General features: G+C 62.4%; 19 protein-coding genes and 1 tRNA gene. 4 read left to right on the top strand and 16 right to left on the bottom strand.

Annotation, left to right across the window (positions count from 1 at the left end):
• Positions 1-8 precede the first annotated feature (8 nt).
• From nrdF to nrdH, 4 genes are all read right to left on the bottom strand, one after another.
• On the bottom strand, positions 9-983 hold the full coding sequence (gene nrdF / locus AC1MBU_RS09420) for a class 1b ribonucleoside-diphosphate reductase subunit beta (RefSeq protein WP_056547799.1): 975 nt from the start codon (positions 981-983) through the stop codon (positions 9-11).
• A gap of 134 nt (positions 984-1,117) precedes the next feature.
• Complete coding sequence (gene nrdE, locus AC1MBU_RS09415) at positions 1,118-3,268, bottom strand: class 1b ribonucleoside-diphosphate reductase subunit alpha (RefSeq protein ID WP_479787065.1); 2,151 nt, start codon at positions 3,266-3,268, stop codon at positions 1,118-1,120.
• Complete coding sequence (nrdI, locus tag AC1MBU_RS09410) at positions 3,265-3,723, bottom strand: class Ib ribonucleoside-diphosphate reductase assembly flavoprotein NrdI (protein WP_277358878.1); 459 nt, start codon at positions 3,721-3,723, stop codon at positions 3,265-3,267. The genes nrdE and nrdI overlap by 4 nt, the downstream gene beginning before the upstream one ends.
• Positions 3,724-3,765: 42 nt before the next feature.
• Entirely contained in the window at positions 3,766-4,011 is a 246-nt protein-coding gene (gene nrdH / locus AC1MBU_RS09405) for a glutaredoxin-like protein NrdH (protein WP_056547337.1), read from the bottom strand.
• 357 nt (positions 4,012-4,368) lie between these two features.
• Between nrdH and AC1MBU_RS09400 the strand changes: the two genes are divergently transcribed.
• Positions 4,369-5,304 carry a LysR family transcriptional regulator gene (locus AC1MBU_RS09400; RefSeq protein WP_471673456.1) on the top strand — a complete coding sequence of 312 codons (936 nt, stop codon included), beginning with the start codon at positions 4,369-4,371 and terminating at the stop codon, positions 5,302-5,304.
• A gap of 99 nt (positions 5,305-5,403) precedes the next feature.
• Here the strand turns inward: AC1MBU_RS09400 and metE are convergent, their stop codons facing one another.
• Positions 5,404-7,731, bottom strand: a complete 2,328-nt coding sequence (metE, locus tag AC1MBU_RS09395) for a 5-methyltetrahydropteroyltriglutamate--homocysteine S-methyltransferase (protein ID WP_479787064.1) — start codon at positions 7,729-7,731, stop codon at positions 5,404-5,406.
• A gap of 35 nt (positions 7,732-7,766) precedes the next feature.
• The gene (locus tag AC1MBU_RS09390) at positions 7,767-8,711 is read right to left on the bottom strand and encodes a methylenetetrahydrofolate reductase (protein WP_277358880.1); all 945 of its coding nucleotides are present in this window, start codon (positions 8,709-8,711) and stop codon (positions 7,767-7,769) included.
• Positions 8,712-9,048: 337 nt separating this feature from the next.
• Between AC1MBU_RS09390 and AC1MBU_RS09385 the strand changes: the two genes are divergently transcribed.
• Positions 9,049-10,164 carry an FUSC family protein gene (locus tag AC1MBU_RS09385; protein WP_346028336.1) on the top strand — a complete coding sequence of 372 codons (1,116 nt, stop codon included), beginning with the start codon at positions 9,049-9,051 and terminating at the stop codon, positions 10,162-10,164.
• On the opposite strand, the gene AC1MBU_RS09380 is transcribed toward AC1MBU_RS09385, so the two are convergent.
• The gene (locus AC1MBU_RS09380; protein WP_479787063.1) at positions 10,161-11,291 is read right to left on the bottom strand and encodes an App1 family protein; all 1,131 of its coding nucleotides are present in this window, start codon (positions 11,289-11,291) and stop codon (positions 10,161-10,163) included. The genes AC1MBU_RS09385 and AC1MBU_RS09380 overlap by 4 nt on opposite strands.
• 381 nt (positions 11,292-11,672) lie before the next feature.
• On the opposite strand from AC1MBU_RS09380, the gene AC1MBU_RS09375 reads away from it, so the two are divergent.
• Positions 11,673-12,602, top strand: coding sequence for a 5'-3' exonuclease (locus AC1MBU_RS09375; RefSeq protein WP_479787062.1), 930 nt, complete (start codon positions 11,673-11,675; stop codon positions 12,600-12,602).
• Here the strand turns inward: AC1MBU_RS09375 and AC1MBU_RS09370 are convergent.
• Both AC1MBU_RS09370 and AC1MBU_RS09365 read right to left on the bottom strand, forming a co-directional pair.
• Positions 12,599-13,801 (bottom strand): MalY/PatB family protein, encoded by a 1,203-nt coding sequence (locus tag AC1MBU_RS09370; protein WP_479787061.1) that lies wholly within the window; start codon positions 13,799-13,801, stop codon positions 12,599-12,601. The genes AC1MBU_RS09375 and AC1MBU_RS09370 overlap by 4 nt on opposite strands.
• 195 nt (positions 13,802-13,996) lie before the next feature.
• Positions 13,997-14,323, bottom strand: coding sequence for a hypothetical protein (locus AC1MBU_RS09365; protein ID WP_479787059.1), 327 nt, complete (start codon positions 14,321-14,323; stop codon positions 13,997-13,999).
• Between the two features lie 162 nt (positions 14,324-14,485).
• Here AC1MBU_RS09365 and AC1MBU_RS09360 point away from each other — a divergent pair, with 162 nt between their 5' ends.
• Positions 14,486-14,698, top strand: a complete 213-nt coding sequence (locus AC1MBU_RS09360; protein WP_277358885.1) for a hypothetical protein — start codon at positions 14,486-14,488, stop codon at positions 14,696-14,698.
• Positions 14,699-14,760: 62 nt separating this feature from the next.
• On the opposite strand, the gene AC1MBU_RS09355 is transcribed toward AC1MBU_RS09360, so the two are convergent.
• From AC1MBU_RS09355 to AC1MBU_RS09325, 7 genes are all read right to left on the bottom strand, one after another.
• Positions 14,761-14,836 (bottom strand) — tRNA-Ala (locus AC1MBU_RS09355).
• Positions 14,837-14,928: 92 nt separating this feature from the next.
• Positions 14,929-15,630, bottom strand: a complete 702-nt coding sequence (locus AC1MBU_RS09350; RefSeq protein ID WP_479787057.1) for a histidine phosphatase family protein — start codon at positions 15,628-15,630, stop codon at positions 14,929-14,931.
• A complete protein-coding gene (gene rsfS / locus AC1MBU_RS09345) occupies positions 15,627-16,034 on the bottom strand; it encodes a ribosome silencing factor (protein WP_277358886.1) in 408 nt (135 codons plus the stop codon). Before rsfS ends, AC1MBU_RS09350 begins: the two co-directional genes overlap by 4 nt.
• A 25-nt stretch (positions 16,035-16,059) precedes the next feature.
• The gene (locus AC1MBU_RS09340) at positions 16,060-17,040 is read right to left on the bottom strand and encodes a hypothetical protein (protein WP_346028340.1); all 981 of its coding nucleotides are present in this window, start codon (positions 17,038-17,040) and stop codon (positions 16,060-16,062) included.
• A gap of 129 nt (positions 17,041-17,169) precedes the next feature.
• A complete protein-coding gene (nadD, locus tag AC1MBU_RS09335) occupies positions 17,170-17,775 on the bottom strand; it encodes a nicotinate-nucleotide adenylyltransferase (protein ID WP_056547306.1) in 606 nt (201 codons plus the stop codon).
• A 95-nt stretch (positions 17,776-17,870) separates the two neighbouring features.
• Positions 17,871-18,107, bottom strand: a complete 237-nt coding sequence (locus AC1MBU_RS09330; protein ID WP_479787056.1) for a hypothetical protein — start codon at positions 18,105-18,107, stop codon at positions 17,871-17,873.
• Positions 18,108-18,198: 91 nt separating this feature from the next.
• Positions 18,199-19,536: a glutamate-5-semialdehyde dehydrogenase gene (locus tag AC1MBU_RS09325; RefSeq protein ID WP_479787055.1), complete on the bottom strand. Its 1,338-nt coding sequence runs from the start codon at positions 19,534-19,536 to the stop codon at positions 18,199-18,201.
• Positions 19,537-19,548: the final 12 nt, after the last annotated feature.

The raw sequence follows: 19,548 nt of genomic DNA, 5'->3' as shown, positions 1-19,548 counted from the left end.
ACACGACGCTAGAAGTCCCAGTCCTCGTCTTCGGTGTTGACTGCCTTGCCGATCACGTAAGACGACCCCGACCCGGAGAAGAAGTCGTGGTTCTCATCCGCATTCGGTGACAGCGCCGACAGGATCGCCGGATTCACATCCGTGACCGAGGACGGGAACATCGCCTCGTAGCCCAGGTTCATCAGAGCTTTGTTGGCGTTGTAGTGCAGGAACTTCTTGACGTCCTCAGCAAGGCCAACGCCGTCGTACAGGTCATGCGTGTACTGAACTTCGTTCTCGTACAGCTCGAAAAGCAGCTCGAACGTGTAGTCCTTGATCTCCTGGCGCTTCTCCTCGGAAACCTTCTCCAGGCCCTTCTGGAATTTGTACCCGATGTAGTACCCGTGAACGGCCTCATCGCGGATGATCAGGCGGATCAGGTCGGCAGTGTTCGTCAGCTTGGCGCGCGAAGACCAGTACATGGGCAGGTAGAAGCCCGAGTAGAACAGGAAGCTCTCCAGCAGCGTGGAGGCCACCTTGCGCTTCAATGGGTCATCGCCCTGGTAGTAATCCATGACGATGCTGGCCTTCTTCTGAAGGTTGACGTTCTCGGTGGACCACCGGAATGCCTCGTCAATCTCCTTCGTGGAAGCCAGCGTGGAGAAGATGGAGGAGTAGCTCTTGGCATGCACCGATTCCATGAACGCGATGTTCGTGTACACGGCTTCCTCATGCGGAGTGATCGCATCGGGGATCAGCGAGACGGCGCCAACGGTGCCCTGAATGGTATCCAGGAGCGTCAGGCCGGTAAACACCCGCATGGTGAGCTGTTGCTCCGCCGGCGTCAACGTGTTCCACGACTGGACGTCGTTGGACAGGGGTACCTTCTCGGGCAGCCAAAAGTTGTTGACCAGGCGGTTCCAGACATCGACGTCTTTGTCGTCCTGGATACGGTTCCAGTTGATCGCTTCAACGTGCGACAGCAACTTAACCTTTTCGGTCATCGTGACCCCTTGTCCCATTCGCTTGAACTGCCCGCTAGGGCGGTGAATTTCCTCTAATATATGTACGACGGCGGCGGGCCGGCTTCTGCTGCCGGCCCACCGGCGTCGTCGTTTGCTTTAGTTGCCCTTGTCAACTACAGCATGCAGCTGACGCAACCCTCCACCTCAGTGCCCTCCAGCGCCAGCTGGCGGAGACGGATGTAGTAGACCGTCTTGATGCCCTTTTTCCAGGCATAAATCTGCGCCTTGTTGATGTCACGCGTGGTCGCGGTGTCCTTGAAGAACAGCGTCAGCGACAGGCCCTGGTCCACGTGCTGAGTAGCAGCGGCGTAGGTGTCGATGACCTTCTCGTAGCCGATCTCATACGCATCCTGGTAGTACTCCAGGTTGTCGTTGGTCAGGTACGGCGCCGGGTAGTACACGCGTCCCAGCTTGCCCTCCTTGCGGATCTCGACCTTCGACGCCACAGGGTGGATGGACGAGGTTGAGTTGTTGATGTAGCTGATCGAGCCGGTCGGCGGCACGGCCTGCAGGTTCTGGTTGTAGATTCCGTGCTCCATGACCGAGGCCTTAAGCCCACGCCAATCTTCCTGCGTGGGGATATGCACCCTGGCGAACAGTTCCTTGACCCGCGCGGTCTGTGGGGCCCATTCCTGATCGGTGTACTTGTCGAAAAACTCTCCGGACGCGTACTTGGACTTCTCGAAGCCGCCGAAGGTCTGCCCGGTCTCAATCGCCAGCAGGTTCGAAGCCCGCACAGCGTGGTAGACAACCGAGTAGAAGTAGATATTGGTGAAGTCGAGGCCCTCTTCAGAGCCGTAGTGCACCCGCTCGCGTGCCAGGTAGCCATGGAGGTTCATCTGCCCGAGCCCAATGGCATGCGAGGAATCGTTACCGCGAGCAATCGATGGAACGGAGGTGATGTTAGACATGTCCGAGACAGCCGAGAGTGCACGGATGGACGTCTCGATGGTGCTGCCGAAGTCAGGGGAATCCATCGTCTTTGCGATGTTCAGCGAACCCAGGTTGCACGAGATGTCCTTGCCGGTGTCAGCGTAGGAGAGGTCATCGTTGTACGTGGTGGGCTGTGAAACCTGCAGGATTTCCGAGCACAGGTTGGACATGATGATCTTGCCGTCGATCGGGTTAGCCCGGTTCACGGTGTCCTCGAACATGATGTACGGGTAGCCGGACTCGAACTGGATTTCCGCGAGTGTCTGGAAGAACTCACGGGCCTTGATCTTGGTCTTCTTGATCCGGGAATCGTCAACCATCTCGTAGTACTTTTCGGTGACCGAGATATCGGAGAACGGCATGCCGTAGACGCGCTCGACATCATAGGGCGAGAACAGGTACATGTCCTCGTCCTTCTTCGCCAGCTCGAAAGTGATGTCCGGAACGACAACACCCAGCGAGAGAGTCTTGATGCGGATCTTCTCATCGGCGTTCTCACGCTTGGTGTCGAGGAAGCGGTTGATGTCCGGGTGGTGCGCATGCAGGTACACGGCGCCGGCGCCCTGACGTGCGCCCAGCTGGTTGGCGTAGGAGAAGCTGTCTTCGAGAAGCTTCATCACGGGGATGACACCGGAGGACTGGTTCTCGATCTGCTTGATCGGCGCGCCGACCTCGCGGATGTTGGTGAGCGCGAAAGCGACGCCGCCGCCGCGCTTGGACAGCTGGAGTGCCGAGTTGATCGAGCGGCCGATCGATTCCATGTTGTCTTCGATGCGCAGCAGGAAGCAGGACACCAGCTCGCCGCGCTGCCGCTTGCCGGCGTTGAGGAAGGTCGGTGTTGCCGGCTGGAACCTGCCCTCGATTATTTCATCAACCATGCGGTTAGCGAGGTCTTCATTGCCCCGCGCGAGGTGCATGGCAACCATGCAGACCCGATCCTCGTACCGCTCCAGGTAGCGCTTGCCGTCGAAAGTCTTCAGTGTGTACGAGGTGTAGAACTTGAACGCGCCAAGGAAAGTTTCGAACCGGAACTTCTTCTCGTAGGCCCGCTTGTACAGGTCACGGATGAAGTTCATTGTGTACTGATCGAGGGTTTCCCGCTCGTAGTACTCATTCTTCACGAGGTAGTCGAGCTTCTCCTCGAGGTCATGAAAGAAGACGGTGTTGTTGTTGACGTGCTGAAGGAAATACTGGTGCGCGGCCTCCCGGTCAGCCTCGAACTGGATCTCGCCGTTCGGGCCGTAAAGGTTCAGCATGGCGTTGAGCTCGTGATAGCCCAGGCCCTTGAAGCGCTCCGGAAGTGCGGGTGCTTCTGTTTCAGCGACTGTCATGTCCAAAACTCATCCAATCCTTGGGTTACCCGGTCAACGTCCTCGGACGTGCCCATTAGTTCAAATCGATATAAAACGGGAACGCTGCACTTGGCCGCGACAATATCCGCCGCCAGGCAGTACGTGTCCCCGAAGTTGGTATTGCCCGCGCCGATCACGCCGCGAAGCAGCAGGCGGTTGTCCTCGACATTGAGGAACTTGATCACCTGCCGGGGCACTGCCCCTTGACCGCTGATTCCGCCGTAGGTCGGAAGGACCAGCACGAACGGACTCAGCGCGTGCAGCGTGTCGTCTTTGGTGAGGAGCGGAATCCGCGCCGAACGAACTGGCAACTTGGTGACGAACCGGTGGGTATTATCCGACGCCGACGAAAAGTAGATGAGCGGCGCGTCAGTTTCCAACGGTTCCCCAACTGCCCGTCCACGGGCACTTCGACTGATGGTTGGTGTTGTCATCCCGACTACATCCGCCCCTCGCGAGTGGGTGAAACGAAAGGCCTAGGCTACGGAAGTGACCGATCCCAGGGCGAGTTCATTGATCTTGTCCGGACGGAACCCGGACCAGTGGTCCTTCTCGGTGATGACAACAGGCGCCTGCATGTAACCGAGCGAACGAACCCGCTCCAGCGCCGCCGGATCCTGAGAGATGTCAACGCTCTGGTAAGCGATGCCCTTCTTGTCCAGGGCCCGATACGTGGCGTTGCACTGTACGCATGCTGGCTTGGTGTAAACCGTGACGGTCATGTCCCTGACTCCCCTTGTGAAGTGCTGTTATTCGGCCAATGTTGGTGGGCTTCATGCCGCTCTTCAGACCGCCCAAACGGTTGATACGGAACGTGCCACGCCAGCAGGTAATTCGATATCTAGATACTACATCTAGTGCAACGCAGTGGCGCCGACCCCAAGATGATGTATTACAAGTATGTCATTTGCTGTCCGATTAGTCCACAGGGAATCCACATGCGGAGGGTCCAGGAAACGGCTCAAACGCACGGCTTCTCCTCCGTCGGTCCACAGCCTGTGGACTGCTGTCCACACAGGCAAAGTCATGTGCGTGTCGTGTCGGCTCGGCGTGTCGGCCGACCGTGAGAAGATGACGACGTGGTCAACCCAGTTCACCTGCGGACGCTGCTGGAGGTCATCCGGCATGGTTCCTTTGCGTCCGCCGCAACCCGCCTCGGTTACACCGCCTCGGCAGTGTCGCAGCAGATGTCCGCCCTTGAACGGGATACCGGCGTCACCCTGTTCACCCGGTCCGCGCGGAGCGCGGTTCCCACGGAAGCCGCCGTCGTCATGGCGCGCCACGCTACCAAAGTGCTGACCGACATCGACACCCTCATGGCGTCCACTGCAAAGGCCGGAGCTGCGGTGACGCAGGAACTGCGGCTCGGGATCTTTCCCAGTCTTGCCACCTTTGCACTCCCCCGCCTCGTCCACACACCGCAGTGGAAACAGCTGGGCATCAATTTGAAGGTTTTCGTGGGCGAGCCATCGCAGACCATCCACGGTCTGCGGAACGGTGGCGAACTGGATCTCGCACTGGTCTTCCAGGTGGGGCAGGGCGGGTTGGCCTGGCCGTCTTCGGTGAGCAGGCAGTGGATCGGTGATGATAATTTCCGCGTGGTCCTGCCGGCGGCGTGGGGAATCGCGGAAGGGTCTGCCGTGTCCGCAGGGCAGCTGGCGGACATGCCATGGATCATGCACCACCCCGGAACCTCGGACGCCACGGTCATTGAAAGGTTGTTCGCCAGCTGCAACCTGCACCCGCATATCGCGGCCTACTGCGACGACTTCAATGCCAGCCTCGCCATGGCCGCGGCGGGTATGGGTGCTGCACTGGTTCCTGAGCTGGCAATGCTGCGCGCCCCGGAAGGTATCGTCGCTCTCGATGTTCCCGAGATTCGCCTCGCCCGCAGCATCTTCGCGCTCCAGATCGCCGGGAAGCAGACCACGCAGGTACGTCTCTTCATGGACCAGCTCGCCGACGTCCTGAAGGACCGGCGGATCGCCCCGCGGACGAGCAGCCGCCCGGCTTAGGTATGGATTCAGGCGTTAAACGCCGCTGAGTGCGCGGATGAACACGAATACCTTGCGGCACAACGTGGTCCTCCGCGCACTCAGCGTGTGTGAGGGCGTCTAGGAGACCGAAGCCTCAAGCTGGGAACGAACGGCAACCGTGGCGTTGACGAGGTTCCGCAGGGATTCCTCGGTCTCGGTGTAGCCGCGAGTCTTCAAACCGCAGTCCGGGTTGACCCAGAGCTGGCGCGCCGGCACGTGCTGCACAGCCTTTTCCAGCAACTCGGCGACCTCCTCCTGACCCGGCACGCGCGGGGAGTGGATGTCGTAGACACCGGGCCCGACGCCGCGCTGGAAGCCGTGCGCCTCCAGGTCATGCACCACCTCCATGCGGGACCGCGCCGCCTCGATCGAGGTGACGTCGGCATCCAACCCGTCAATCGCGTCAATGATCGCTCCGAACTCGGAGTAGCACAGATGCGTGTGGATCTGCGTTGCGGGAGCAGCGGACGCCGTAGAGAGCTTGAAGGAGTTGACCGACCATTCGAGATAGCCGGACTGATCCTCCGTGCGCAGCGGCAGGAGTTCGCGCAGCGCCGGTTCATCCACCTGGATCACCTTGATGCCGGCGGCCTCCAGATCAGTCACCTCATCACGGAGCGCCAGCGCCACCTGGTTTGCGGTGTCGCCCAGCGGCTGGTCGTCGCGGACGAAGGACCACGCGAGGATCGTCACGGGACCGGTCAGCATGCCCTTGACCGGCTTGTCGGTCAGCGACTGGGCGTACTCCGTCCAGGGAACGGTGATCGGCGCCGGCCGGCTGACGTCGCCCCACAGGATCGACGGCCGGGTGCAGCGCGAACCATACGACTGAACCCAGCCATGGACCGTCACGTCGAAGCCGTCGAGGTTCTCAGCGAAGTATTGCACCATGTCGTTGCGCTCCGGCTCGCCATGCACCAGTACATCGAAGCCGAGCTCTTCCTGCAGGTCGATGACGCGGTTGATCTCGTCCTTCATGAGCTGCTCGTACTGCTCCGCAGTCAGGTCGCCCTTGTTGGCACGTGCGCGGGCGGACCGGACCTCCGAGGTCTGCGGGAAGGATCCAATGGTGGTGGTCGGGAGGGCGGGCAGGTTCAGCGCGTCCTCCTGGGCGGCGAGCCTCACCGCATAGTCCCCACGGGAGAAGTCCGACGGCGTCAGGGCGGCAGCGCGGTTCCGCACTTCGGCGCGGTTCACGCCGGCGGCTCCGGCACGGGATGCCAGAACCTCGTCCGTTGCAGCGATTTCAGCGTCAATGGCTCCCGGGTTACCGATCGCCCGCGCGAGGGTGACAACTTCGGTGACCTTCTGGTCCGCGAAAGCCAGCCAGCTCCGCAACTGGGCGTCAAGCTGCTGCTCATCGCCGACGTCGTGCGGTACGTGCTGCAGCGACGTGGAGGTGGACACGGCCAGCGCGGGCACTGAGGCTTCCAGCTCGGCCAGCTTGTAGGCAGCGGCGCCGAGGTCGGCCTTCCAGATGTTGTGTCCGTCCACCAGGCCGGCGACAAGCGTGGTCGATACGAACTTGGCAAGATCCTCCCCCGCGGGCACGGCGCCCTTGAAGACGTCGATGTGCAGCGCGTCGATGTCGGTTCCGGCAATTACCGGAAGCAACGAACCGAGCGACCCGTACTGGCTGGTAACCAGGATGGCCGGGCGCTTCGCCGCGTTTGTGGCCAACGCTGCGTAGGCACGCTCCACGGCGGCCGCCACCTCACGCTCGGGAATTGCCTGGTCCGCCACCAGGGACGGCTCCTCGAGCTGGACCCACTCAACGCCGGCATCCGCAAGCTTGCCGAGCAGCTCCACGTACAGCGGAAGCAGGTCATCCAGGCGGCTCAGCGGACTGAACCCTGCGGGAGCCTCGTCCGCGGCCTTGCTGAGCAACAGGAACGTGACAGGGCCGATAAGCGTCGGCCGTACCGAATAGCCTGCCGCAGCGGCTTCCGCGACGTCCCGCAGGATCCAGTCATTCGCCAGGGAGAAAACAGTGTCGGGACCGATCTCGGGGACCAGGTAGTGATAGTTGGTGTCGAACCACTTGGTCATTTCGAGCGGCTGGCGCTCCTTGTCACCGCGGGCAAGCGTGAAGTAAGCGTCGAGACCAAGCGAACCGTCGGCGTCGTACAGGTCCTTGAAACGGTTTGACACGGCACCAAAGGTGACCGCGGTGTCCAGCACCTGGTCATACAGGGAGAACGACGCCGGAATGGAGTAATTGCCTGTCTCCAGGCCCAGCTCGGTCAGGCGGGCGTAGGACGCAACCCGCAACTCGGCCGCGGTTGTCTCGAGCTCAGCCGCTGAGGTGCGGCCGGCCCAATAGGCTTCAACCGCCTTCTTCAGCTCGCGGCGGCGGCCAATGCGCGGGTAGCCAATGATGGTGGCTTTCGGAAATGCGGTGCTCATGGATATGTCCTTTGTCTAACGTTTCTTGACGTTTGCTAAGCGGATCGGCTGAGTCCACCCGGAACGGGAGGACGGCGAAGCTGAAGGTTTTCGAGCACGTCCAGCGCTGCGGCGTGCTCGTTGAAGGTGTAGAGGTGAATTCCCGGTGCGCCGGCGTCGAGAGCAGCATTGGCGAGGTTCACCGTTGCCTGAACGCCGATGCGGCGTCGGGCGGCGTCGTCGGTGGCTGCCGCCAGTCGGTTCCGCAGTTGGTGATCCATCTCAATGCCCGCGAGCTCGGCCAGTCGATCAAGCCGGCGCACGCTCGTGAGGGGCATGACGCCGGGGATGATCGGGATGTCGACGCCGGCACGACGGGCAGCGGACACCAGCCGCTGATAGTGGTCGGGGAAGAAAAACACCTGAGTAATTGCGAAATCGGCGCCTGCCGTCTGCTTGGCAAGCAAGGCCTCAATGTCGTGGCCAAAACTGGGCGACTCCGGATGTCTGGTGGCGTACGCCGCTACGCCGACGGCCAGTCTGCCCGCGCAGAGGTGGGCGGTTCGGCGTCGCTCGGCCTCGCGGACGAGTTTCACCAGGTCGCTGGCATAGGGCAGGTCCCCCGCGCCCACACTGGGGTCTTTCGGGGTGTCGCCGCGGAGGGCGAGGATACCCCGGACGCCCAGGGTGATGAGTTCATCCACGAGGTCCAGCAGATACTCTCGGGAATTGCCTACGCAGGTCAGGTGGGCCAGTGGGCGAAGTGATGAATCCGACAGGAGTCGGGAGAGCAACTCGACGGCCGTATCCCGGTTTGAACCGGAGGCGCCGTAGGTCACCGACACGTAATCCGGACTGGTCTGCTCCAGTTCACGGATGGTGCGCCAGAGGGTTTCAGCCGCAGCGGTACTGCGGGGAGGATAAAGCTCATAGGACAGGGCGGGGTAAGGCTGCGAAGCCGGGGGACCTACGGAATAGGCGGACTTGGACGGTGGTGACATTCGTATCCTCGGTCGTTAGGACATCCGGTTACCGCTGCTCAAAGCTTGAGCGCGGATGAGACCGAAATGAAATAAGGGAAAGGAAGCAGGAGAAAGTCCACACAACAGCGCGGCCGCGCTGAAGGGAACTCCTGCGAAACAAATGTCAGGCCCACATGGGGGCACCCACACTCCCTCGATGGGGAGTCGCTGACCCGTTACGGAAGTAACTTGACCTGAACGTTACGGCACCGGCAGGCACGCCTTCAAGAATGTTGCAGACCCGCGAAACATTTCTTTCCGGCCGCGGTAAGCGTGCGCTCATTGGACTCTCATAATCGGTTGTCATACTTGAGAAATGCTAAGCTCACTTACCGGTTCGCCGGCCGGAACCCGCGCGAGAAAGCTGATCACCCATGAGAGGGTGCTTCTGGCAATCAAGACAGCCCTCGCTGCCGCCATCGCCTGGTGGATCGCGCTGCGGGTGCCCGGTGTAGCTGCCCAATACCCGTACTACGCCCCGCTCGGCGCGGTGGCCTGCATGTACCCGACGGTCGCCGGCTCGGCCCGTCAGGGCTTACAGACCCTCATCGGTTTGACCGTCGGCTTTGCTCTGGCGTTTCCGATCATCCTCATCGGTGACGTCTCGGTGGTATCCGTCGCCATCGTCGTCGGCGTGGGCGTCCTTGCCGCCGGGCTGCCGAAATTGGGCGCAGGGCGTGACTGGATTCCGATCGCCTCGCTGTTTGTCCTCCTCGTCGGTGGCGATAGCCCGGAGGAGTATTCCTTCGGATACCTCATTCAGATGCTGGTAGGCGTGGTCGTGGGCTTGTCGGTGAACATGCTGGTGTTTCCGCCGCTTCACCTGGACGGCGCGCTCCGTGGGCTCCGGAATTTCCGGGAACTGCTTGCGCAGCAGCTCTCGGACATGGCTGCGGCCCTGGGCGAGTCCTGGCCGCCTGAGCACGAGGAGTGGGCGGAGCGCGAGAGCAGCATGTCGAACCTGGGCCAGGAGGTGCGTTCCGCGGTCCAGCTGGCGGATAGCAGCCGGCGCGGAAACCCGCGGCGGTTGCGCCACAAGCGGGATCTGAGTGCTGATTACCAGCGCCTTCAGGCGATGGAACGGATCGCGTTCCACGTCCAGGACATGACGGAGGTGCTGGCGGGGGTCATCTGGCACACCCCGGAATCCACTCCCCTGCCGCCGGCGCTTGTCGACCCCCTTCGTGATGCAATTGTGCGCACGGCGGAGGCGTTGAATGCCTGGGATCCGGATGGACCCACCATGACAGAGGCGGAGGCCGCTGTAGAACGCTTGATGCAGGAGATCGCCTCCGGCGCAGCAGCGGAACAGCGAATCCAGGCAACGGCTGCGCTAGGCATGGATTTGCGGCGCATTCTGCTGACAGTGCGTGCAGAATCAACGTCGCCGTATGAGGAAGCCGTGCCGGATTCCGAGCAGAGCCAGAGCTAGGCTTCGTCCTCGGGATCAATGCGCACAGCGCCTTCGACAATCCCCAGCTTGCTCAGCTGCTCGGACATGCCCGCGCCGTCCCTGGCGTAAACCCACGGAATCCCGGGGGTGGATCCGGCCGGGCTCTTCTTCGACCGGCCGCCGGCCAGTACCGCCTCGCTTGGTGAGAGTTGGCGGATGGCAATCGCCCGGACGTTCCCCGGATGATTCCGGGCAAATTCGGCGTAGATCGCCTCGTCGTGTTGACCGTCATCGCCGACCAGGAGCCACTTCACTGACGGAAACTCCTCCGCGAGCCGCTCGAGCGAGGATCGCTTGTGTTCCTGGCCGCTCCGGAACCAGCGATCCCGGGTGGGGCCCCAGTCCGTCAGCAGTTTGGGCCCGGCCGGATAGAGGTTTCTCGACAGAAAACGGGTCAGCGCCGGAGCCACGTTCCAGGCGCCCGTGGAGAGGTACAGGACCGGCGCTGCGGGATTCTGCCGCACGATCCTTTCCATGAGCACCGACATTCCGGGAGTCGGCGTGCGGGCATGCTCGTCGAGAACAAATGTGTTCCAGGCCGCCAGGAACGGCCGTGGCAGCGCAGTCACCATCACGGTGTCGTCGATATCGGAGACAACGCCGAACGTCGCGTCGTCTTCAACAACACGGACTGGAGCGTCTGCGACAACTGAGTCACCCGACTTGATCCGGACGGTATGCCACCCCGGTGTCAGTGAGGCTTCTACGTGAACGTCGATGACTCCGCCGCGGTCCGCATGCACGACGGCGCTGGTTCCGTCGATTTCGAGTGTCACTTCGGCGTAGCGCACCGGGGCACTGACGAAGTTGCGCCACCCCCGCAGCCCCTCCTTGATGGGTTTCATCATCTCCTTGCCTTCGAGCGGCTGGAGATCGCGGGGATTGGAGAGCACAACGCGTGCCAGAATGCGGACCCAGCTTGTGGTGCCGTAACCGGTGTACGGGATGATCGTCTCCACGCGGCCCCGTTGCTCCGCGATGCGGGTCTGCAGCGCATGCCAGGTGTCGCCGATCATCAAACCGAGGTGGGTTCGCTCCCGCACCTCGTCCTCATGCGGAGGGAGCGCGGGCGCGGGAGGCTCGGGTGATGCCTTGTCGGATGCCATGCGACCAGTCTTGCACGGTCAGAGGCGTCCCTACAGGAGGAATCCCTCAGGCGCTCACTTCGGCATGCTGCTCCACCCGTTTCCAGACCGTGACCGTTCTATGCCCCGGATTGAGGAAGGCGTGATTCTGGGAAGTGACTGTTTCAGCAGTCTTGCTTTCGACAAGCCAGGTCCTCTGACACTGGCGGCATCGCATTAGTCCGCTCATGATCGCCCCATGCTTCGTTCGTGCTTTGAGTTGCCGTTTCCAGTGTGAACTTCATCACTCCAACCTTCAAGAGGTTTCGTCAACCAAATGGATTTATCTGGCCAGCTGTCGTTCATAGCCGGACGGCGCACCGGCGTCGTCAATCTTCTGCCTGACCGTGGCAGTATCGATGTGTGGCCGAACGACTGATGCTCCTGGATACTCCGTCCCTATACTTCCGCGCCTTCTACGGGCTGCCGGACAGTCTCAAAGCAGCCGACGGGATGCCCGTCAACGCCGTGCGCGGGCTGCTCGACATGATTTCCCGGCTGGTGACCGATTACGAACCCACGCACCTCGTCGCGTGCTGGGATGATGACTGGCGGCCGAAATGGCGCGTGGAGCTGATCCCGAGTTATAAGGAGCACCGGGTCGCCAGGAATGTGTCCGACGGTCCTGATGTCGAGGAGACGCCGGAGGGACTGGTTGCCCAGCTGCCCCTGATCCGCGAAGTCCTGGCTTCGCTCGACCTCCCGATCATCGGCGCGGCTGACCACGAAGCAGACGATGTCATCGGCAGCCTTGCCAGCCAGGCAGCCGCGCCGGTGGATATCGTCACCGGTGACCGCGATCTTTTCCAGCTTATCGACGACGCCACCGGCGTCCGCGTCCTGTACACCGCTCGCGGCATGAGCAAACTTGAAGCAGTGACCGATGTGACGGTGGTAAGCAAGTACGCAGTGCTCCCCGGCCAGTACGCCGACTTCGCTGCCTTGCGGGGCGATGCTTCGGACGGGCTGCCCGGAGTTTCCGGCATCGGAGATAAGACAGCGGCCAGCCTGCTCAAGGAGTTTGTTGACCTGGACGGCATCATGGAAGCGGCCTCGAACCCCTCCAGCTCGATCTCTGCGTCGATACGCCGGAAGCTCACAGCTGCAGCAGATTACCTCGCTGTCGCCCCAACCGTGGTGAATGTGGTCAGGGACCTCGACCTCGGAACATTCGAGTCACGGATCAGGCCGCTCGATACCGATCACGAACAAAAGTTGAAGAAACTGGCTGACCAGTGGAATCTCGGCGGAGCGGCGGACCGCGTGCTGAAGGCGTACGCCGCCCGCGGCTAGTTGGCCGGCCGTTCCCGGAGCGCGCGGCCCATGCGCTGGACGGCTTCGGTGAGGATGTCCGGGTGGGTGGCGTAGTTGATGCGCGCGTGACCCGCTCCGCCGCTTCCGAAGACGTGCCCTGAGCTGAGCGCAACGCGGGCGGTGTCGAGAAAAAACCGTGCCGGTCCCGCAAGGTCGGTCACGACGGCTAGACCGCCGCTTCCCGCACCCTCCTCGAATCCGAGCTCGCGAAGGTCGAGCCATGCCAGGTACGTCCCTTCCGGCCTGGTCAACGCCGCCCCGGGGAGATGCCCTACGATGAGGTCTCCCAGCAGCGCCCGGTTATAGTCGAGGCCCGTGAGGAGTGAATCAAGCCACGAGCCACCCTCCCGGAAGGCGGCCGTGTGAGCAAGCACACCGAGGTGGCTCGCCCCGTGGCCGACTTCTTCGGGAAGCCGGGCCAGGTCCGATGCTGCGGCTGGACCGGCGAGCAGCAGCGCCGCTTTGAGCCCGGCAAGGTTCCAGGCCTTCGAGGCGGAAACAAGTGAAAACGCGTCTTCACTTCCGGCGACGCTCAAGTACGGTGTGAAGCTGGCGCCCGAGAGTACAAGCGGGGCGTGGATTTCATCGGAGATGACCCGCACACCGTGCCGTTGAGCAAGGACGGCGACTCCTTCGAGTTCCTGGCGTGTGTGGACAGTTCCGGTGGGGTTGTGCGGGTTGCACAGGAGAAACACGGCGTGCTCGGACTGGGAGCTTGCCCTCCGGAATGCATCATCGAGAGCGACCGGATCCAACCGTCCATCCTCACCGAGAGGTGCTGCAAGGACCTTCCGGTCCGCATGCTCGATGAACGCAAAGAACGGCGCGTAAACGGGTGGAGTGACTACCACCGGATCCCCCGGACCGGTGATCAACCGAAGGGTTTCCACTATTCCCAGCATGACGTCCGGAACCAGCGCAACGCGGTCCGGATCGACACCGTCCCACGACCACCGGGCAGCGGCGAACTCCCGAAACGCTTCTGCGTATTCGTTTCCCGCAGGATAGCCGGTGTCTCCGAGATCGATGGCACGCTTCAATCGGGCGTGGACCGGCGGTGCCAGGGAAACATCCATTTCGGCGACCCACAGCGGCAGAACATCAGCTGCGTAGGTGCGCCACTTCACGCTGGTCCGCTGCTGCAGCTGTGCAAGGGAGAGCTCGGAAAGCGGGTTCATGGAGCCAATCTATACAAGATCACCAGGAGGGATATGAGCGTCGCCTCGGCTGAGCTGGCTGTGTCACCTGATTGAAGGACCGCCAACGGTTGGTTCGAAAGGTCGGGAGCAGCTGTTGCTGAACTCAACTGTGTCTCGCCGTCGAGCAGAACGCTCATGCCTGCAAGAGAGACCTTTGTCTCCTCACCTGCGCCGTCAAGGAAGGACATAACCTGCCCGTCCGGCAGGAAGGGCGCTACAGAAAGCAGCATAGGCAACATGTTTGTCTTGCCCCACCATGATGGATGACGGAGTTTCCCGTTCCCCTGACTTCGTGGCCGCTATCTCATCAGGGGTGAGGAGGAAGCTGTGATCGCCGGTAGCCTTCCGCAGAACGTCCGCGATGACGGGATAGGTATCCTGCGTGGTCTGTGCCTCGGAAGTCCGTTCCAGCGCGGATTGCTCGACTTGTTCCCAATCCGGATGCAACGAAGTTGCCACGTCGTAGGAGTTCTCCTCAATGAAGGACAGTGCCTGCAACATGTAGGCACGGACGTGTTCCTTTGGCTCCGGCGGTGGTGAATCGGCCTGGACGGAACCGCAGCCTGCTGAAGACAAGACTAAACACACCGATGCTGCCACAACCCTGATAACCGGCGCCCCGGCGGTCTGGTTCAATCCCGGTGCTGGCCGTAGTTGTCGCACATGTGGTTCGCTGGCCTGTCCATCCAGGCGGGCCTATCCCCGAACATCGACGGTCGTGCGCTTGCCACCTCAGGCTCTGTCCTTGACGCCCAGGTCTGTACGGTGTTCATGTACTTGCTTCTGCACCGCTCCCCCAACGCCGTCGTTGATTCAGCCTACATCGCCGATGCTGGTGGCGCCTTTGAGTGGCCAACTGCTGAGTGCGAGCACTGAAAGGCGTCGAAGAACAAAAATCCGCTGAAACCAGGCTACTTCCCTGTGTTCCAGCGGATTGTTGGTGGAGCTGAGGGGACTCGAACCCCTGACCCCCTGCATGCCATGCAGGTGCGCTACCAGCTGCGCCACAGCCCCAAACCCATTGATCCCGCCCTGATCGGGCCGAAGCAACTTGTTCAGTTTAGACAATTTTCCTGCCCCCGCAAAATCGGCGCGACGGCGTCGATTCAACCTTCCAGCGGCGACGACGGCATGGATGCCAGCCCGACGTTATGCTCGGTCAACTGCCATCTGAGCGGCACCGCCGACGACGACGGATTCAGCTCCTCCAGAACCGACCAGTGACAGTTGGCCACACCAGCCAGCGATCCCCAGAGGTTCGCCGGGATACCCATCAGGGCGGCAACGCCTGCGCGGATCGCTCCGCCGTGGCTGACCACGACGAGCGTCTGTCCCGGCGCCAACTGAGCGACGGCCGCTAGCGTCCCCGCCTTCATGCGCCCGCCGACGTCCGACCGGCTCTCTCCACCGCCGGCAGCAACAAAGGGATCACCTTCATGCCACGCCTGCTGCTCCTCGGGAAACCTCGCGCCGATCTCCGCGAACGCAAGTCCCTGCCACTGGCCGGCATAGGTCTCCCGGAAGCGTGGGTCCGTACCCACAGGCACTCCCGTGGCTACGCTCAATGCCGCTGCAGTATCCCGCGCCCGTTCCAGATCCGAGGACACAATGAGCGACGGCGACAGGTGCTTCAGCTCGTGCGCTGCCTGTGCAGCCTGCTGCCTGCCAAGATCATCGAGCGCGATGTCCTCCTGGCCCTGGAACAGGCCGCGGGCGTTCCACTCAGTCCGACCGTGCCGCCAGAAAACGATCCGCCGACCCTCTGGTGCGGAGTCCCCAGCTGCGCTGTCTACGGCGCGCGGACTCACTCGGCGTCGGCGGACGCGGTGTCTGCGGGAGCAGCGCCCGACGCGCCCTCCAGCTGCAGGTCAACCTTGGGGCAGTCGCCCCACAGCCGCTCCAGGGCGTAGAAAACGCGGTCTTCCTGGTGCTGCACGTGAATGACCACCTCAGCGTAATCAAGCAGCACCCAGCGGCCCTCGCTCCGGCCCTCGCGGCGTACGGGTTTCAGGTCCTGCTTTGAGAGTTCTTCTTCGATGCCGTCAACAATGGCGTTGACCTGGCGCTCGCTGGGGGCCGAGGCCACAAGGAAGACGTCAGTGATCGCCAGGCGTTCACTGACGTCGATGGCCACGATGTCCTCTGCAATTTTGTCCGTCGCCGCGCGTGCTGCGGTGCGGGCAATCGCAATAGACGATTCCGATGCGCTCACTAATCTCCTAGGGTGTGGTCGGCTGCTAAAAGCGGCCGACGATCATCATGATTCCGGTGATGAGCGCCAGAGCGCCCAAACCTACTACCGAATACTGCGCGATTCGCATTCGCTGGACACGTGCCAGTCCTGCCGTCATCGCATCAAGGGGCTCCAATCCGTGGGCGCTGCGCGCACGGATGGGAGTGGCGCCGTCGGAACCCGGACGGCGCTGTTCACGGACCATTGCCTCCGCCTGCGCTAGCACCTGCGAGCGTCCCGCAGAGTCCGGAGACAACGCCGACGACGGCGGCCTGCTCGGCACAGCGGGCGCAGTCACAACCGGGATGTGGGAGGTCGAGGGCTCAGCGCCCTCCGGAATTTCCGTCGGAGCCCGAACGAACTCGACCGGGGAAACGATCGAGAGATTGTGCGCCGTTGTCGGGTCATTAAGCAGCGGCTTGCGCTGCCGGTTCTCCTGCGTGAGCTGCTGGATTTTCTGCGCACGCGTGTTGAGCACGGCTGCACGCTCGGCAAGTGCCTTCTGCTGGGCGAGGATCTCCAGGTCAACCGAGAAGGGATCGTCCTTCGCCGCCGCTTCCATGACCGCCACCTGGTTTTGCGCTTGGTGAGCAATTGCTTCACGCGCAGCCAGAGCTTGCTCCACCGTCATCCCGTCCGGATGAGCAACGTCAGATGGGCTTACCTCGGCGGGCGACGTGAGAGGAGTGCCTTCAGCCTGCAGCGCCTTCTCGCGGGCTGCCTGCTGCTGGAGACGAAGTTGGCGTCGGGTGGGGATACCTGCGGGCTGGTCAACTTGCTGGTCAGCCAGCGCACGGTAGCTGCGCAGCATTTCGCGGTCACGGGCACGGACCTGCGACAGACGTTCCGTGGACGGAGCCGACACGGCCGACGGCGCGTCCACAGGAGCGTTTGCTGCCCGCCGGCTGCGCCGTTCGCGGGGCGCAGGTTCAAGGCTGACAGCCGCCGGCTTGCCGGACTGCGCCGGCGGCCGGTGCCCGGGCATCAGTGCCCCCTCGGAACTTCCCTGCGACGGCAAGTGGTCCCCGGCGGAGGCTGCGCTCGCTTGTCGGAGCGACCTCCGGCTCTGCGGGGACTCGTGACCGTTACTCATTACTTCTTCACCCAGTGATTGTCATGTTGTTGTGGACACTTCAGGTTGGACCGGCGTTCCCGTCTCAGGGGCACCTTTCCGGTAGAGCCCATGCTTTGCGATGTACTGCACGACGCCGTCCGGAACCAGGTACCAGACCGGCTCTCCACCCGAGACTCGGCGACGGCAGTCTGTCGAAGAAATCGACATAGCCGGAACTTCCATCAGGCTGACGTCCTTGCGTTGCGTGCTCAGTTCATGACCAGGCCTGGTGACACCGACGAAGTGCGCCAGAGACCACAGCTCATCCACGTTCTTCCAGGAGAGAATCTGCGCCATGGCGTCCGCGCCCGTGATGAAGAACAACTCCGCTTCCGGCCGTGTAGCTCGCAGGTCCCGGAGTGTGTCGATCGTGTAGGTAGGGCCCGGGCGGTCGATATCCACCCTGCTCACCGTGAACCGCGGGTTTGATGCCGTGGCCACTACGGTCATGAGGTAGCGGTGCTCGGCCGGGCTGACTTCCTGGGCATTTTTCTGCCAGGGTTGGCCCGTCGGAACAAAGACGACTTCGTCGAGGTCGAAGGCTGCCGCAACTTCACTGGCCGCAACGAGGTGACCGTGGTGGATCGGATCGAAGGTTCCACCCATGACTCCCAGACGCCAGCGGGCAGGGCCATCGGAAGGGCGAGCGTTCGGGAGTATCCCTTGCTCAGGGGTGGACGCGGGCGGAGCGGTCAACGAGATCAGTAGGCCGATTCGCCGTGATCATGCTTGTTCGGATGCTGGCGATGGGGATCGGCGTGCTCCTGCACTGCCTCATGCCGGTGCCCCAGGCTGGTGAACGCGATAGTGACGAACATCAGCAACAACAGCAACCCCATGATGATGGCGCCGTACGCGATGGCAGGCATCGGAAGCTCGTTGTGGTGCTCGGCAGTCTCGCCTGCAACAACAGCAACGTTGAGGATTTGTGTCAGCATTCTTCTCCCCTTGGGAACGAGGTGTCCGCCCGCCGCCGGGCGCGGGTCAGCGCGTACTTTCAGTACTGTTTCGGTACTATCCTACGCGTTACTACCGCCGGATCTGTCCGTCGCCCTGGATGATCCACTTCGTGGTGGTCAGTTCGCGCAAGCCCATTGGTCCCCGGGCATGCATCTTCTGAGTGGAGATGCCGACCTCGGCGCCCAGGCCGAGCTCGCCGCCGTCGGTGAATCGCGTGGAAGCATTGACAATGACGGCCGCCGAATCCACACCGGCAATGAACTCTTCAGACCGTGCCAGGTTATTGGTGATGATGGCTTCGGTGTGGCCGGTGCTCCAGGTACGGATGTGCTCCAGCGCTTCATCCACGGTGTCCACCATTGCAACGGCGATGTCGAGATCCATGTATTCACGCGCCCAGTCATCCTCGCTGGCTGTATCAGCGCTTACGCCCTGCGGGAGGATACCCTGTATCCGGGCGTCTGCGTGGATACGCACACCGGCAGCGGACAGTGCTTCCAGAACTGCCGCGGCAGCCTTCGCGTCCTTGTGCACGAGGAGGGTCTCTACCGTGTTGCAGACACTGGGGCGCTGTGTCTTGGCATTGAGCAGGATGTCTACCGCCATCTCCTCGTCCGCGCTCTCATCGAGGAAGATGTGAACGTTGCCTTCGCCCGTCTCAATGACGGGCACGGCTGCATTGCTGACTACCGTCTGGATCAGGTCATGGCCACCGCGGGGAATCAGTACATCCACCCGTCCGCGTGCCTTCATCAGGACGTTGGCTCCTTCGCGGCCGAACTCGTCCACAGTCTGCACGGCATCCGCAGGCAGCCCCGTGCGGTCCAGTGCATCCCGGATAATGCCAAGAAGCGCAGCATTGGTATGAGCGGCGGCGCTGCCACCACGCAGGATAACGGCGTTGCCGCTCTTCAGTGCGAGGCCGGCGATGTCCACCGTCACATTGGGCCGGGCCTCGTAGATGGCTGCGACCACACCGAGGGGAACGTGGACCTGCCGGAGACGGACGCCATTAGGCAGAGTTTGCCCGCGGTCGATGGTACCTACGGGATCCGGCAGGCCGGCAAGGTTCTCCAGCGCTGCGGCCAAACCCGCAATCCTTTCTTCGCTCAGGCTCAACCGGTCAAGCAGGGCAGCTGAGGTGCCTTTGGCACGCCCCGACTCCAGGTCCTTCTGGTTGGCCCGAAGAATGGCGCCCTGATTGGCTACGAGTGCCTCACCGATGGCTTCGAGCGCCTTGTCCTTATGGGACCGGTTGGCTCGGGCAACGATCCGCGATGCGGTTCTGGCGCGGTCCGCTATGGCGTGCACAGCCTGCTCGACGTTCACCGGCGTGGCCGGCTGCTCGCCGTCGGCGGATTCGGTGGTTGTCTGATGGGCAGTCTGCTGTGTAGTCACGTCAGTCATCACTCCAGTCTA

The sequence above is a fragment of the Arthrobacter sp. PTI12 genome, from assembly GCF_056679915.1.
Note: the sequence above shows the minus strand (reverse complement) of the source record. Positions and strands in the feature narration are given on the sequence as shown.

What these genes read in the sequence shown, in the direction of transcription:
- AC1MBU_RS09325 (WP_479787055.1), bottom strand. Translation starts at nt 19,536, where the DNA reads ATGACTGACGTGACTACACAGCAGACTGCCCATCAGACAACCACCGAA.
- AC1MBU_RS09360 (WP_277358885.1), top strand. Translation starts at nt 14,486, where the DNA reads ATGTGGTTCGCTGGCCTGTCCATCCAGGCGGGCCTATCCCCGAACATC.
- nadD (WP_056547306.1), bottom strand. Translation starts at nt 17,775, where the DNA reads ATGGGTGGAACCTTCGATCCGATCCACCACGGTCACCTCGTTGCGGCC.
- AC1MBU_RS09370 (WP_479787061.1), bottom strand. Translation starts at nt 13,801, where the DNA reads ATGAACCCGCTTTCCGAGCTCTCCCTTGCACAGCTGCAGCAGCGGACC.
- AC1MBU_RS09385 (WP_346028336.1), top strand. Translation starts at nt 9,049, where the DNA reads ATGCTAAGCTCACTTACCGGTTCGCCGGCCGGAACCCGCGCGAGAAAG.
- nrdF (WP_056547799.1), bottom strand. Translation starts at nt 983, where the DNA reads ATGACCGAAAAGGTTAAGTTGCTGTCGCACGTTGAAGCGATCAACTGG.
- AC1MBU_RS09340 (WP_346028340.1), bottom strand. Translation starts at nt 17,040, where the DNA reads ATGCCCGGGCACCGGCCGCCGGCGCAGTCCGGCAAGCCGGCGGCTGTC.
- AC1MBU_RS09380 (WP_479787063.1), bottom strand. Translation starts at nt 11,291, where the DNA reads ATGGCATCCGACAAGGCATCACCCGAGCCTCCCGCGCCCGCGCTCCCT.
- AC1MBU_RS09365 (WP_479787059.1), bottom strand. Translation starts at nt 14,323, where the DNA reads ATGTTGCAGGCACTGTCCTTCATTGAGGAGAACTCCTACGACGTGGCA.
- AC1MBU_RS09330 (WP_479787056.1), bottom strand. Translation starts at nt 18,107, where the DNA reads ATGCTGACACAAATCCTCAACGTTGCTGTTGTTGCAGGCGAGACTGCC.
- nrdH (WP_056547337.1), bottom strand. Translation starts at nt 4,011, where the DNA reads ATGACCGTCACGGTTTACACCAAGCCAGCATGCGTACAGTGCAACGCC.
- AC1MBU_RS09390 (WP_277358880.1), bottom strand. Translation starts at nt 8,711, where the DNA reads ATGTCACCACCGTCCAAGTCCGCCTATTCCGTAGGTCCCCCGGCTTCG.
- nrdI (WP_277358878.1), bottom strand. Translation starts at nt 3,723, where the DNA reads ATGACAACACCAACCATCAGTCGAAGTGCCCGTGGACGGGCAGTTGGG.
- nrdE (WP_479787065.1), bottom strand. Translation starts at nt 3,268, where the DNA reads ATGACAGTCGCTGAAACAGAAGCACCCGCACTTCCGGAGCGCTTCAAG.
- metE (WP_479787064.1), bottom strand. Translation starts at nt 7,731, where the DNA reads ATGAGCACCGCATTTCCGAAAGCCACCATCATTGGCTACCCGCGCATT.